15 protein-coding genes and 1 riboswitch are annotated in these 12,982 nt (G+C 65.9%); of the genes, 11 read left to right on the plus strand and 4 right to left on the minus strand.

Annotated features, from left to right (window positions below; translation table 11 throughout):
• Positions 1-5: 5 nt before the first annotated feature.
• From rhaI to ACFOM8_RS10585, 6 genes are all read left to right on the plus strand, one after another.
• Positions 6-1,280: an L-rhamnose catabolism isomerase gene (gene rhaI / locus ACFOM8_RS10560; RefSeq protein ID WP_377761319.1), complete on the plus strand. Its 1,275-nt coding sequence runs from the start codon at positions 6-8 to the stop codon at positions 1,278-1,280.
• Positions 1,281-1,364: 84 nt separating this feature from the next.
• The gene (locus ACFOM8_RS10565) at positions 1,365-2,171 is read left to right on the plus strand and encodes a GNAT family N-acetyltransferase (protein ID WP_377761320.1); all 807 of its coding nucleotides are present in this window, start codon (positions 1,365-1,367) and stop codon (positions 2,169-2,171) included.
• A gap of 68 nt (positions 2,172-2,239) precedes the next feature.
• A complete protein-coding gene (locus ACFOM8_RS10570) occupies positions 2,240-4,057 on the plus strand; it encodes a M3 family oligoendopeptidase (RefSeq protein WP_377761321.1) in 1,818 nt (605 codons plus the stop codon).
• Between the two features lie 3 nt (positions 4,058-4,060).
• Entirely contained in the window at positions 4,061-5,242 is a 1,182-nt protein-coding gene (locus ACFOM8_RS10575) for a dipeptidase (RefSeq protein ID WP_377761322.1), read from the plus strand.
• A gap of 3 nt (positions 5,243-5,245) precedes the next feature.
• The gene (rbsD, locus tag ACFOM8_RS10580) at positions 5,246-5,629 is read left to right on the plus strand and encodes a D-ribose pyranase (protein WP_377761323.1); all 384 of its coding nucleotides are present in this window, start codon (positions 5,246-5,248) and stop codon (positions 5,627-5,629) included.
• 63 nt (positions 5,630-5,692) lie between these two features.
• On the plus strand, positions 5,693-5,830 hold the full coding sequence (locus ACFOM8_RS10585) for an entericidin EcnAB (protein ID WP_377761324.1): 138 nt from the start codon (positions 5,693-5,695) through the stop codon (positions 5,828-5,830).
• A gap of 38 nt (positions 5,831-5,868) precedes the next feature.
• On the opposite strand, the gene ACFOM8_RS10590 is transcribed toward ACFOM8_RS10585, so the two are convergent.
• A complete protein-coding gene (locus ACFOM8_RS10590) occupies positions 5,869-6,114 on the minus strand; it encodes a hypothetical protein (RefSeq protein ID WP_377761325.1) in 246 nt (81 codons plus the stop codon).
• Positions 6,115-6,198: 84 nt separating this feature from the next.
• Here ACFOM8_RS10590 and ACFOM8_RS10595 point away from each other — a divergent pair, with 84 nt between their 5' ends.
• Together ACFOM8_RS10595 and ACFOM8_RS10600 are read left to right on the plus strand one after the other, a co-directional pair.
• A complete protein-coding gene (locus ACFOM8_RS10595; protein ID WP_377761326.1) occupies positions 6,199-6,579 on the plus strand; it encodes a hypothetical protein in 381 nt (126 codons plus the stop codon).
• Positions 6,580-6,922: 343 nt separating this feature from the next.
• A complete protein-coding gene (locus tag ACFOM8_RS10600; RefSeq protein ID WP_377761327.1) occupies positions 6,923-7,843 on the plus strand; it encodes an FRG domain-containing protein in 921 nt (306 codons plus the stop codon).
• A 19-nt stretch (positions 7,844-7,862) separates the two neighbouring features.
• Here ACFOM8_RS10600 and lepA read toward each other — a convergent pair whose 3' ends face one another.
• From lepA to ACFOM8_RS10615, 3 genes are read right to left on the minus strand one after another with little or no spacing between them, the layout of a single operon-like run.
• Positions 7,863-9,662: a translation elongation factor 4 gene (gene lepA, locus ACFOM8_RS10605; RefSeq protein ID WP_377761328.1), complete on the minus strand. Its 1,800-nt coding sequence runs from the start codon at positions 9,660-9,662 to the stop codon at positions 7,863-7,865.
• Between the two features lie 41 nt (positions 9,663-9,703).
• Complete coding sequence (locus ACFOM8_RS10610) at positions 9,704-10,609, minus strand: DMT family transporter (protein ID WP_377761329.1); 906 nt, start codon at positions 10,607-10,609, stop codon at positions 9,704-9,706.
• Complete coding sequence (locus ACFOM8_RS10615) at positions 10,606-11,301, minus strand: HAD family hydrolase (RefSeq protein ID WP_377761330.1); 696 nt, start codon at positions 11,299-11,301, stop codon at positions 10,606-10,608. Before ACFOM8_RS10615 ends, ACFOM8_RS10610 begins: the two co-directional genes overlap by 4 nt.
• 75 nt (positions 11,302-11,376) lie before the next feature.
• On the opposite strand from ACFOM8_RS10615, the gene ACFOM8_RS10620 reads away from it, so the two are divergent.
• From ACFOM8_RS10620 to ACFOM8_RS10630, 3 genes are all read left to right on the plus strand, one after another.
• Complete coding sequence (locus tag ACFOM8_RS10620; RefSeq protein ID WP_377761331.1) at positions 11,377-11,562, plus strand: heavy-metal-associated domain-containing protein; 186 nt, start codon at positions 11,377-11,379, stop codon at positions 11,560-11,562.
• 154 nt (positions 11,563-11,716) lie between these two features.
• Complete coding sequence (locus tag ACFOM8_RS10625; protein ID WP_377761332.1) at positions 11,717-12,019, plus strand: hypothetical protein; 303 nt, start codon at positions 11,717-11,719, stop codon at positions 12,017-12,019.
• 9 nt (positions 12,020-12,028) lie between these two features.
• Entirely contained in the window at positions 12,029-12,706 is a 678-nt protein-coding gene (locus ACFOM8_RS10630; RefSeq protein ID WP_377761333.1) for an NAD-dependent deacylase, read from the plus strand.
• 29 nt (positions 12,707-12,735) lie between these two features.
• Positions 12,736-12,928: riboswitch (cobalamin riboswitch) on the plus strand.
• Positions 12,929-12,982 lie beyond the last annotated feature (54 nt).

Below are 12,982 nucleotides of genomic sequence, written 5' to 3' on the forward strand. Positions count from 1 at the left end.
TGGCCATGATCGACAGGACCATCATCGAGGCGGAAAACGCCGCCCGGCAGGCCGACCTGACCGCCGACTACGATGCCTTGGGCGCGCGGCTGGCGCGCCGGGGCCTGGACATCGAGGCGCTGACCGCCCGGGCCATGTCGTTCGGCGTGGCCGTGCCAAGCTGGGGCACCGGCACGGGCGGCACGCGCTTTGCGCGCTTTCCGGGCGGGGGCGAGCCTGCAAGCATCACCGACAAGCTGGACGACTGCGGCGTGATCCACGCGCTGACGGCGGCCACGCCGCGCGTCAGCCTGCACATCCCCTGGGACAAGGCCGACCCTGCCCTGCTGCGCGAAAAGGCCGAGGAGGTCGGGCTTGGCTTCGACGCCATGAACTCGAACACCTTCCAGGACCAGCCGGACCAGGGGCGCAGCTATAAATACGGATCGCTGTCCCATACCGACGCCGCGACCCGCCGCCAGGCCGTCGAGCACAACCTGGAATGTATCGAGATCGGCCGGGCCATTGGATCGCGCGCGCTGACGGTCTGGATCGGTGACGGCTCGAACTTTCCGGGCCAGACCTCGCTGTCGCGGCAGTTCGACCGTTATCTCGATTCGATGAAGGCGATCTATGCCGGGCTGCCGGACGATTGGCGGATCTTTTCCGAACACAAGATCTACGAACCCGCCTTTTATTCCACCGTGGTGCAGGACTGGGGCACCAGCCTGATGACCGCGCAGGAGCTTGGCCCCAAGGCGCAATGCCTGGTGGATCTGGGCCACCACGCGCCCAACGTGAATATCGAGATGATCGTGGCGCGCCTGATCCGCGCGGGCAAGCTGGGCGGCTTTCACTTCAACGACAGCAAGTATGGCGACGACGACCTGGACAGCGGCACCGTCGAGCCGTTCCGCCTGTTCCTGGTCTGGAACGAGCTGGTCGAACTGGAGGACGCCCCCGGTCTCGATCTGGCGCACATGATCGACCAAAGCCACAACGTCACCGACCCCATCGAAAGCCTGATCGTGTCCGCCGTCGAAATCCAGCGCGCTTACGTCCAGGCGTCGCTGGTGGACCGCGCGGCCCTGGCCGGTTTCCAGGCGGAAAACGACGCGCTGATGGCGGCGGCCACGCTGCGCGCGGCGTTCCGCACCGATGTCGATCCGATCCTGCAAACGGCGCGGCTGCGCGCGGGCGCGGCCATCGACCCGGTCGCGGCCTACCGCGCCTCGGGCTGGCGGGCGCGGGTCGCGGCGCGGCGCCCCCAAGCGGCGGGCGGCGGCGGCGGGATCGTCTGACCCGCGGCCTTTGACCCGGCAGCCTTTATCTTCGCCCCGTTTCAGGCGACAAGTTCCGCAACCCGCCTTTCCGAGAAGATCCCCATGACCTGCGCCTGCGGCCATCACCATCATCCCCGCCACCACCATGGCGCGCAGGGCACGCCTGTCGCGCTGAAGACGCCAATGGTCGGGCTGACCGGGCGGCTGATCTGCCAGGACGCGGGCCAGACCATGACGGCGCTGTCGCTGCTGCCCGATCATATCCGGCTCAGCCGCAAGGAACCGGGCTGCCTGCGTTTCGACCTTTGGCAGGACGAGGATCCGCTGGTCTGGCACCTGTCGGAACTGTTCGTCGATGCCGAGGCCTTCGCAGCCCATGGCGCGCGGATCGGGAACAGCGCATGGGGCCGCGAGGGGGCCGCGATCGGCCGGGATTTCCAGCGCCGCGACGTGATCCCGGTCATCCGCCGCGAAACGCGCCAGGATCTGGATGCCATCGACGCCCTGCTGCGGGACGCCTTCGGCGGCGACGACGAGGCGCGGCTGGTGCGCAGGCTGCGCGAGGATGGCGACCTGTCGCTGTCGCTGGTGGCGGACGCGGCGGGCGCCGTCCTGGGCCATGTCGCCTTGTCGCCGCTGGAGGCGGCCGCCCCCGCCCATGCGCTGGCTCCGCTGGCCGTCGCGCCCAAGGCGCAGCGGCTTGGCATCGGCGCGGCGCTTGTGCATCAGGCCGTGACCTGGGCCGACACGGCCTCGGTCGTGGTGGTGGGGGCGCCGGGCTATTACGGGCCGCTGGGGTTCAGGCCCGCCGATCTGTCCTCGCCCTATGCGGGTCTGGCGATGCAGATGATCGGCGACCTGCCCAAGGGCAGCGCCATCCGCCATGCGCCGGCCTTTATGACGCTGTAGGATCCTGGCAAGCCTTGCGCCCGGGCCGCGTCGGGTTACATCTGGGCGCAAGCACGAAAGGATCCCGCATGGCTGGACAACCGACCTTCGACGCCGCTGACCCCGCATCGGGCAGCGACCTTGGCACCCTTCCCGCATGGGATCTGACCGATCTCTACCCGGCGCCGGATTCGGCCGAACTGACCGCCGACATCGCCCTGCTGGAAACCGAGGCGCGCGACTTCGCCGCCCGTTACCGGGGCCGGCTGGCCGATCTGTCCGCACCCGAGATGCTGGCCTGCATCGAGGCTTATCAGAAGATCGACATCACCGCAGGCCGCATCATGTCCTATGCGGGGCTGCGCTATTACCAGAACACGGTGGACGCCGCGCGCGCCAAGATGATGGGTGACCTGCAAGGGCGCATCACCGACATCACCACGCCGCTGGTCTTCTTCAGCTTGGAATTCAACCGCATCCCTGATGAAACCTACGAGGCGGTCTTCGCGGCCCCCGACGGACCCGCGCGCTACAAGCCCGTGTTCGACCGGATGCGCGCGATGCGCCCGCACCAGCTCTCCGACGAACTGGAACAGTTCCTCCACGACACGTCGGTCGTGGGCGCCGCCGCCTGGAACCGCCTGTTCGACGAAACCACCGCCGCGCTGGAGTTCCAGGTCGCGGGCGAGACCCTGGGCCTAGAAGCCACGCTGAACCTGCTGACCGACCACGACCGCGCGCGGCGCGAAGCGGCGGCCCGGGCCCTGGCCGCCGTGTTCGGCAAGAACGTCAAGCTGTTCGCCCGCATCCACAACACGTTGGCCAAGGAAAAGGCCATCGAGGACAAGTGGCGCAAGATGCCCACGCCGCAGACCGGCCGCCACCTGTCGAACCACGTCGAACCCGAGGTGGTCGAGGCGCTGCGCAACGCCGTCACCGCCGCCTATCCCCGCCTGTCGCACCGTTACTACGCGCTGAAGGCGAAATGGCTGGGCCTGGACAAGTTGCAGGTCTGGGACCGCAACGCGCCGCTGCCGACCGCGCCCGCGCGGACCATCGGCTGGGACGAGGCGCGGCAAACGGTGCTGGACGCCTATGCGGGCTTTTCGCCCCGGCTGGCGGAACTGGCGCGGCCGTTCTTCGACAAGGGTTGGATCGACGCCGCCGTGACGCCCGGCAAGGCGCCCGGCGCCTTCGCCCATCCGACCGTCACGACCGTGCATCCCTATGTCCTGCTGAACTACCTCGGCAAGCCGCGCGACGTGATGACGCTGGCGCATGAGCTGGGCCACGGCGTCCATCAGCGGCTGGCCGCGAGCCAGGGCGAGTTGCTGTCCTCGACCCCGCTCACGCTGGCCGAAACGGCCTCGGTCTTTGGCGAGATGCTGACCTTCCGCGCCCTTCTGGCCAAGGCCGCCGACCCTGCCGAAAAGAAGGCCCTTCTGGCCGGCAAGGTCGAGGACATGATCAACACCGTTGTCCGCCAGATCGCCTTTTACGATTTCGAATGCAAGCTGCACGCCGCCCGCGCCGAGGGCGAGCTGACCCCCGACGACATCAACGCATTGTGGATGTCGGTCCAGGCCGAAAGCCTGGGCCCGGTTTTCGAGTTCATGCCGGGATACGAGACCTTCTGGACCTATGTGCCCCATTTCGTGCATTCGCCCTTCTACGTCTATGCCTATGCCTTCGGCGACGGCCTGGTGAACGCGCTTTACGCGACCTACGAAGGCGGGCTGCCGGATTTCCAGGAAAAGTATTTCGACCTGCTGGCGGCGGGCGGATCGAAGCACCACAAGGAACTGCTGGCGCCCTTCGGACTGGATGCCTCGGACCCCGAATTCTGGGACAAGGGCTTGTCGATGATCGAAGGCTTCATCGACGAGCTTGAAGCCCTGGACGCCTAGGCGATGTCGAAGCGGATCCTCGCGGGCGCCGCCCTGCTGGTCGTGCTGGCGGCTGCGGCCTTTTTCGTCTTCGCCCCGGGCTATGTCGAGCGGGCGCTGAACCCGCTGCGGATGCCCGCCGAAGGCTGGCCGGTGTCGGCGCGGGCGCAGGCGCTGCACGACCGGCTGGTGATCGGCGACTGGCATTCCGACGCGCTGCTGTGGGACCGCGACATCCTGGACCGCGCCGGCCGGGGACACACGGACGTGCCGCGCCTGCTGGACGGCAACGTCGCGGTGCAGGTCTTCACCACCGTCACCAAAAGCCCGCGCGGCCAGAACTATGACGGAAACAGCGCCGATGCCCCCGACAACATCACGCCGCTGTTCATGGGCCAGCTGCGCCCCGTGCGGTCGTGGTTTTCGCTGCGCGAACGCGCCCTTGTGCAGGCCGAGGCCCTGGCCCGCGCGGCCGAAGACGCGCCCGACCGCCTGCGCCTGATCCGCACGCGCGGCGACCTGCAAGCCGTGCTGGACGCGCGTGCGGGCGGGCAGCGGGTGCTGGGCGCGATCCTGGGGTCCGAGGGCGCGCATCCGTTGGAAGGCGACATCGCCAACCTGGACGTGATGCATGACGCGGGCTTCCGCGTGATGGGCCTGACGCATTTCTTCGACAACGAGCTGGGCGGCAGCCTGCATGGCGAAGGCGGCACCGGCGCGGGCCTGTCGGATTTCGGGCGTCAGGCGGTGGAAGGCATGATGGAGCGCGGCATGGTGATCGACCTGGCCCATGCCTCGCCCATGATGGTGCAGGATGTGCTGGCGATCCCCGAGGCCCGCCCGATCCTGTCCCACACCGGCATCCGCGGCCATTGCGGCAGCGCGCGCAATCTGGACGACGAGTTGGTTCGCCAGATCGCGGCCAAGGGCGGCGTGATTGGCATCGGCTTCTGGTCCGACGTGGTCTGCGGCGGCACTCCCGCCCATATTGCGGAGGCCGTCGTTGCCGCCATCCGGCTGGCGGGCGAGGATCACGTTTCGCTGGGGTCGGACTACGACGGCTCGGTCGGCGTGCCCTTCGACGCGGCGCATCTGGCGGCGCTGACGCAGGCGCTGCTGGACGAAGACCTCACCGAGACCCAGATCGCCAAGGTCATGGGCGGCAACATGATCCGCTATCTGTCCGAAACTCTGCCCGAAGGTTAGGCCATGAAACGCACCGCCCTTTTGCATTCGGAACTGTCCGGACTGATCGCCGCGATGGGCCATGGCGATCTGCTGGTGATCGGCGATGCGGGCCTGCCGGTTCCGCCGGGCGTGCGCTGCATCGATCTTGCGGTGACGCGCGGCGTCCCCCGGTTTCTCGACGTGCTGGATGCCGTTCTGGCCGAACTGGTGGTGGAACGGTCCGCCTGGGCCGGCGAGGCGGGCGAGGATCTGGCCCGGGCCTTGCAGGCGCGCGGCCTGGGCACGCCCGCCATTGTCGCGCACGGCGCCTTCAAGGCCCTGAGCCGCGATGCGCGCGCCGTCGTGCGCACCGGGGAATTCACGCCTTATGCCAATGTCGCGCTGTGGTCCGGCGTGGCTTTCTGACCTGCGGAACCGCCCGGGCAAAACCGCGTTCGGTCGCAGATCATGGCAAAGGAGTTTGGACGGATGCAGAAGACGCTTGTCGGACTTGGGGCGATCCTTGCGATGCTGACGCTGGCCGGATGCCAGACCGCGCAGGGCTTTGGCGAGGACGTTTCGACGGCCGGCCAGGTGATCCAGCAGGAAAGCGCCGAAGCGATGTGAGACGGATCAAAGGCGGCCTTTCGGGGCCGCCTTTGCGCTTACCGGGTCTTTGGGTGCTGTTTGGCCGCCGCCCGTATCCGGTTGGCAATCGGCCAGGTCCAGCCGATCTCGCGCGAGCGGTTGGGCCGCAGGTATACCCAGTTCAGCAGCGCGGCGGGCACGCCCAGAACCAGGCCGAGGATCGCGCCCCACATAAAGGTGGCGGCGGCGACATGGCCCATGGCCAGCCCCGCAATCACCACCGCCCCGGCGATGGACGCGGCCCAGATGTGAATCAGGAACATTCGAAGATGCATGATCATGCTCCGAGAAGAAGGTTCCTGCGAAACAATCGCGCGGCAACCGCGGTTCCAGTTCAGGAGGATGCGATGCGACTGATGTTTCTTGCTCCGCTGCTGCTGCCCCTGCCGGCCGCGGCCTTTACCGCGCAGAACGGCATGACGGCGGTGCAGACCGGCCCGTCCGAGATCACCGTCCTCCACGAGATCCGGCGCGGCGACACCGATTACTGGTGCGCGGCGGGCGATTTCGTGCAGCGCGCGATGGGGGCGCCGGGAAACACGCGCCTTTGGCGCGCCTCGCCCAAGCCGCGCCGGGCGGGGGACGGCATCGTCTTCACGCTGGACGAGGCAAGGGCGGCCCCCGGCGCGGGGCTGTCGCAATTCGGCAGCGGCCCGCGCGACGGCTCGATCCCGGTCAGCATGGCGGTGGGCAGCTTTTGCCGGGTGATCGTGCCGTATTCCGATTAGCGGCTTGTTGGCGTCGGAGCGCGATGACGAGCGTATGCCGCGCCGTTTCCGCCCGTGTCTGTCTGGCGCTCCGATCTTTCTCACCGTCGCCCTGGCGCAGCATGGCGGGCGTCTGCTGGTCGATCAGGCCAAGGTGTTGTGCAAAGCCGTCAGGGTGACACGGGCGGAACGGCCGTTCGGGATCGGCGCGTGAGTCGTGTTGCCGGATCATCTGCATTGCATCCGGCCGCTGCCGGATGGGGATTGCGATTATTCCGCGCGGTAGGGCGCGATTAAGACGCGGTTCACGAGGGGGGGAGACGGTGGGGTGGAACCCCGCCCTACGCTTACTAAACTTGCGAAGGTGAACTCTGCTCAGTATCATGAATTTACTACAACGTTATTCTCAGAAGAAGGTGATATTTTGTCAGAACCAGTTATCGAAGTGCACTCTGTTGATAAATTCCTAAATGAGATTTTCAAGGTTCCTCCTGCCAAATGCGTCACGCGCTGCTTTCGTGGTCAAAAAAACGTAGATTGGCCTGTAAAGCCTAGTGTATTTAGAAAGACTTCAGAGAACGCTGAATCCAAGATGCTCTCTGATTTGTTCTTGGAAACACCAGGTGATTTCTATGAAGATCGCACGATGTTTGAGAAGCTAGTTAGAGCTCAGCACTATGAATTACCAACGCGTATACTGGATGTTTCCCTTAATCCTCTTGTTGCCCTGTTCTTCTCAACTGAAAATCATATCGGGGATGACAGCATGCCAAAGAACGGAGTTCTGTACATTTTTGATGTAGAAGAGGATCGAACCAAGAATGCCGATAGCGATATAATTAGCTTAATATCCAACCTGTCTAGATTGTCCGATAAAGATTTAGACGATTTAAAGAAAAACAGCAAGGATTGTAAATCGGATAAGCAAAAGGAGGAATTTAGAAAAACTCCTGCCTGTGAAAAGCTGTGCCAGTTTGTTAGGATGGAAAAACCATATTTTTTAAATAATGTAGACCCTTTAGACCTAAGAAGGTACTACTTAGCCCTTCCCTATAAGGCCAATCGAAGAATAATAGCCCAGTCTGGCGCCTTTATAGTGGCAGGATGCTTGGAGTATACAGGTCTAAATCGCTCAAGAAACTTCAGCAAAACTAAAAAAATATTAATACCGCACGACAAGAAAGAGGAAATTAGATCTCACTTAGATCAGCTAAATATAAACACGAAGAGCTTATTTCCTGAAATAGTCTCAGCAGCTCGAGATATTAGCAAGCGTTACCTATGATAAAGAGATGGGTGACTTCTCACCCATCCATCTTCAACGCCTGAATGAACGCCGTTTGCGGGATCTCCACCTTGCCGAACTGGCGCATCTTCTTCTTGCCGGCCTTCTGCTTTTCCAGCAGCTTCTTCTTGCGCGTGGCGTCCCCGCCGTAACACTTCGCCGTCACGTCCTTGCGCATCGCGCTCAACGTCTCGCGGGCGATCACGCGGGCGCCGATGGCCGCCTGGATCGGGATCTTGAACATGTGCCGGGGGATCAGCTCCTTCAGCTTTTCCACCATCACCCGGCCGCGCGCCTCGGCGCGGTCGCGGTGGACCATGATCGACAGGGCGTCCACCGGCTCGTCGTTCACCAGGATCGACATCTTGACCAGGAAGTCCTCGCGGTATTCCGACAGTTGATAATCGAACGAGGCGTAGCCCTTGGTCACGGATTTCAGCCGGTCGTAGAAGTCGAACACGACCTCGGCCAGGGGCAGGTCATAGACGACCATGGCGCGGCTGCCCGCATAGGTCAGGTCCAGCTGGATGCCGCGGCGGTCCTGGCACAGCTTCAGCACGTCGCCCAGGTATTCGTCGGGGACCATGATCGTGGCCTTGATGCGCGGCTCCTCGATATGGTCCACATGGGTCAGGTCGGGCATGTCGGCGGGGTTGTGCAGGTCGCGGACCTCTCCGTCGCGCATGTGCAGCTTGAAGACCACCGAGGGCGCGGTGGTGATCAGGTCCAGGTCGTATTCGCGTTCCAGCCGGTCGCGGATCACCTCCAGATGCAGCAGACCCAGGAAGCCGCAGCGGAAGCCGAAGCCGAGGGCGGCCGAGGTCTCCATCTCGTAGCTGAAGGACGCATCGTTCAGGGCCAGCTTCTCGATGGCGTCACGCAGGGCCTCGAAGTCGTTGGCGTCCACGGGGAACAGGCCGCAGAAGACCACCGGCTGGGCGGGCTTGAAGCCCGGCAGGGCCTCGGTCGCGCCCTTCTTCTCGTGGGTGATGGTGTCGCCCACGCGGGTGTCGCGGACCTGCTTGATGGATGCGGTGAAGACGCCGATCTCGCCCGGTCCCAGTTCCGCGATGTCCACCATCTGCGGGGTCAGAACGGCCAGCTTGTCGATGCCGTAGACCGCGCCGGTCTGCATCATCTTGACCCGGTCGTTCTTGCGGATCACGCCGTCCATGACGCGGATCATCACCACCACGCCCAGATAGGCGTCGTACCAGCTGTCCACCAGCATCGCCTTGAGCGGCGCGTCGCGGTCGCCCTTGGGGGCGGGCAGGCGCGTGACAATGGCCTCAAGCACGTCGGGAATGCCCAGGCCGGTCTTGGCGCTGATCGGGATCGCGTCCGAGGCGTCGATGCCGATCACCTCCTCGATGTTGTCCTTGACGCGCTCGGGTTCGGCGGCGGGCAGGTCGATCTTGTTCAGGACCGGCACGATCTCGTGGCCCGCGTCGATGGCCTGGTAGACGTTGGCCAGCGTCTGCGCCTCGACCCCCTGGGACGCGTCCACGACCAGCAGCGATCCCTCGACCGCGCGCATGGACCGGCTGACCTCGTAGGCGAAGTCCACGTGGCCCGGCGTGTCGATCAGGTTCAGCACATAGGTCCGCCCGTCCTTCGCCGGATAGCTGATGCGGACGGTGTTGGCCTTGATGGTGATGCCGCGCTCCCGCTCGATGTCCATGCTGTCCAGAAGCTGGGCCTTCATGTCGCGTTCGGCGACGGTGCCCGTCATCTGGATCAGCCGGTCGGCCAGGGTGGATTTGCCGTGGTCGATATGGGCCACGATGGAGAAATTGCGGATGAGGTCAAGGTCGGTCATGGGCGGGCTATACAAGGGCGCGGGCGGCGCGGGAAGGGGGATCAGGCGGGCGGAAGCGGAGTGTCCATGGGCACCGAGGCCAGGCGGCGGCGCAACCGGGCTTCTCGCCACATGGTGTAGATCCCGGCCAGCGCGATCATGGCGCCGCCGGACAGGGTCCAGGCGTCGGGGCGTTCGCCGAACACCAGCACGCCAAGGATGATGGCGAAGATCAGCCGCGAATAGCGGAAGGGCGCGATGGCCGAAATCTCGCCCAGGCGGGTGGCGATGACCATGGTGACATAGCCCAGCAGGCCGAAGGCCAGCGTCGCGACAAGGGCGCCGCCCTGGCCCGGACTGGGCATCACAAAGGACTGGCCGCCCCCGATCATCAGCACGGCCCCCGCCAGGCCCATCATCCCGAAGGCCGAGGCGGTGACAAGGCCGGTGTCGATGCGCGGCGGCAGTCGGCGCGTGGCAAGGTCGCGCACCGCCAGAAGGATGACCGCGACAACGGCCAGAAGGTTGCTGGGCTGGAAGGCGTCGGTGCCGGGCCGCACGATCATCAGCACGCCGATGAAGCCAAGCGCGATGGACAGCCAGCGCCGCCAGCCGACCGGCTCGCCCAAGAACAGCGCCGCGCCCAGCGTCATCAGCAGCGGCAGCGCCTGAAGGATGGCCGAGACGATGCTGAGATCGCCGCGCTGAAGCGCCACGATATAGCAGATCGCGCAGACCCCGTCGGCGGCGTTTCGGATCACCACGCCGGGATGAAGAAGGTCGCGCCAGGCCACGGACGCGCGCAGGGCGATCCACAGGCCATAGGCGAACATCCCCCCGAAGCCCACCAGCAGCAGCAACTGCCCTGTCGGCAAGGCGGCGGCCAGCAGCTTCAGCAGCGTGTCCTCGCCCGCGAAGGCCGCCATGGACAGGACCATCAGCAGGGCGGCGCGTCCATTGCTGCTCATGCGGGAGCCTCCAATCGCCGGATCAGCGCGGGCAGGTCGGCGATGGTCTCCAGCCGATGGGCGCGGGGATGGTCCGGCGCGGGGGCGTGTTCGACGGCCCAGGTCAGGGCGTGGGGGATGAAGACGCCGTGGCCGCCCAGCTCCACCACCGGCAGCACATCGCTTTTCATCGAATTGCCGGCCATCAGGAAACGGTCGGGCGCGACGCCTGCGCGCAGCAGCACGCGGGCATAGGCTTCGGGGGACTTGTCGGCCAGGATCTCGACGGCATCGAACCGCTCGGCCAGGCCGGATGCGGCGATCTTGCGTTCCTGGTCGATCCCGTCGCCCTTGGTGATCAGGATCAGCCGCCGCCCGTCCAGCGCCTCGAGCGCCTGCGGCACGCCGGGCAGCAGATCGACCGGATGGGCCAGCATCTCCTGGCCCAGTTCCAGAATGCGGCCGATGGCGCGGCCGTCGATGCGGCCGTCGGTCAGCTCGATGGCGGTCTGGACCATGGACAGCATGAAGCCCTTGATGCCGAAGCCGTACCGGGCCAGGTTCGCGCGCTCCACGTCCAGCAACCGGCTGGCGATGTCGGCGCCGTCGGCGTGATCGCCCAGCAGGGCCACGAACTCGCCCTCGGTCATGCGGAAGAAGGTCTCGTTTTCCCACAGGGTGTCGTCGGCATCCAGCCCGATCGCCTCGATCATCCCGTTCTCCTGCCTTGCCCTTGCCGTCATGCAGGATCATGCTGCGCGGGACTTGTCAAACCCCAGAGGCCAACCGTGACCTTCACCGTTCCCGACATGACCTGCGGCCATTGCAAGGCCGCCATCGAGGCCGCCGTCCAGGAGGCAGGCGGCCGCGCCACCGTCGATCTGGCGCAAAAGAGCGTCACGGTCGACGGTCTGGACAAGGACCGCGCGGTTCAGGCGATTCGCAACGCGGGCTACGAGGTCGCGGCCGCCTGAGAACCGCAACGTCCTGGCGCGTCAGCCAAAGCCCGCGGCACACCGCATGATTGAGCGGGCGGGCGGTTGCTGCTAGGATCGCAGCCGGACGGGCATCGCAGACCGGGTTCAACCGGCCCCCGCCATCCGACAAGGCAACCGAGGAGACAGTTCCATGCTCAACCGTTTCGTCATCGCGGCCGCCGCCATCATGATGACCGCGCCCCTGGCCGTGGCGGGCCCCATCGACAACGCCTGCGTCCGGTCCGACCGCGCGCGCGGCAACGCGCCGCTTTGCGGCTGCATCCAGCAGGTCGCGAACCAGACCCTGTCGCGGGCCGATCAGCGCCGCGCCGCCTCTTTCTTCCGCGACCCGCACGAGGCGCAAGAGGTCCGCATGTCGAAAAGCGACCGCGACAACGCCTTCTGGGCGCGCTACAAGCGGTTCGCGTCCCGGGCCGAGGCCTATTGCCGGTAAGCCCGCGCCTTGCGCATCGCCGTTCTGACCGGCGCGGGGATTTCCGCCGAAAGCGGCCTTGCGACCTTTCGCGCCGTTGACGGCCTGTGGGAAAGCCACCGGATCGAGGACGTGGCGACGCCCGAAGGGTTCGCCGCCGATCCCGCGCTGGTTCACCGCTTCTACAACATGCGCCGCGCCAATGCCGCGGCGGCGCGGCCCAACGCCGCGCACCTGGCATTGGCCGATCTGGCGCGGCGCCACGACCTGACGCTGGTCACGCAGAATGTCGACGACCTGCACGAACGCGCGGGCAGCCCCGCCGTGATCCACATGCACGGGACGCTGAACGGCGCGCTTTGCGCCGCCTGCGGGCACCGCTGGGCCGCGCCCGCCGTCATGGCGCCCGGCGATCCCTGCCCCGCCTGCGCCCGGCCCGCGACCCGTCCCGACATCGTCTGGTTCGGAGAGATGCCCTATGGCCTTGACCGGATCTGGGAGGCGCTGGAAACCGCCGACCTGTTCGCGGCCATCGGCACTTCGGGAAATGTCTATCCTGCGGCGGGTTTTGCCCAGCATGCGCGGCGGCGCGGCGCGGAATGCCTGGAACTGAACCTGGAGGCCAGCGCCAACGCGCGCGACTTCCACCGCCGCATTGTCGGCCCCGCCAGCCGTACGGTGCCCGAATGGGTGGCCTCGCTGGGCTGATTGCCCTTGCCTGAGCGCGGCCTTGTGGGCTAAGGCGGCCTTGCCTCGGTTCCGGGCCTGAAGCCCGGTTGAAAAGGGAACGCGGTGCGAATCCGCGACTGCCCCCGCAACTGTCAGCGGAGAGCCGGGCCGGACAACGCCACTGTTCCCGATTGGGGATGGGAAGGCCCGGCCAAGCGATGACCCGCAAGTCAGGAGACCTGCCGAACGCGATCACCCTGACGGCGTGCGAGGGGCGCGCCGGAAACGGAAACTTCCGTCGTGGTGGTGTCGCTG

This window comes from Paracoccus angustae (assembly GCF_042648745.1).
In the GTDB taxonomy this organism is placed as follows: Bacteria; Pseudomonadota; Alphaproteobacteria; order Rhodobacterales; family Rhodobacteraceae; genus Paracoccus; species Paracoccus angustae.

What these genes read in the sequence shown, in the direction of transcription:
- rhaI (WP_377761319.1), top strand. Translation starts at nt 6, where the DNA reads ATGATCGACAGGACCATCATCGAGGCGGAAAACGCCGCCCGGCAGGCC.
- ACFOM8_RS10565 (WP_377761320.1), top strand. Translation starts at nt 1,365, where the DNA reads ATGACCTGCGCCTGCGGCCATCACCATCATCCCCGCCACCACCATGGC.
- ACFOM8_RS10570 (WP_377761321.1), top strand. Translation starts at nt 2,240, where the DNA reads ATGGCTGGACAACCGACCTTCGACGCCGCTGACCCCGCATCGGGCAGC.
- ACFOM8_RS10575 (WP_377761322.1), top strand. Translation starts at nt 4,061, where the DNA reads ATGTCGAAGCGGATCCTCGCGGGCGCCGCCCTGCTGGTCGTGCTGGCG.
- rbsD (WP_377761323.1), top strand. Translation starts at nt 5,246, where the DNA reads ATGAAACGCACCGCCCTTTTGCATTCGGAACTGTCCGGACTGATCGCC.
- ACFOM8_RS10585 (WP_377761324.1), top strand. Translation starts at nt 5,693, where the DNA reads ATGCAGAAGACGCTTGTCGGACTTGGGGCGATCCTTGCGATGCTGACG.
- ACFOM8_RS10590 (WP_377761325.1), bottom strand. Translation starts at nt 6,114, where the DNA reads ATGTTCCTGATTCACATCTGGGCCGCGTCCATCGCCGGGGCGGTGGTG.
- ACFOM8_RS10595 (WP_377761326.1), top strand. Translation starts at nt 6,199, where the DNA reads ATGCGACTGATGTTTCTTGCTCCGCTGCTGCTGCCCCTGCCGGCCGCG.
- lepA (WP_377761328.1), bottom strand. Translation starts at nt 9,662, where the DNA reads ATGACCGACCTTGACCTCATCCGCAATTTCTCCATCGTGGCCCATATC.
- ACFOM8_RS10610 (WP_377761329.1), bottom strand. Translation starts at nt 10,609, where the DNA reads ATGAGCAGCAATGGACGCGCCGCCCTGCTGATGGTCCTGTCCATGGCG.
- ACFOM8_RS10615 (WP_377761330.1), bottom strand. Translation starts at nt 11,301, where the DNA reads ATGATCGAGGCGATCGGGCTGGATGCCGACGACACCCTGTGGGAAAAC.
- ACFOM8_RS10625 (WP_377761332.1), top strand. Translation starts at nt 11,717, where the DNA reads ATGCTCAACCGTTTCGTCATCGCGGCCGCCGCCATCATGATGACCGCG.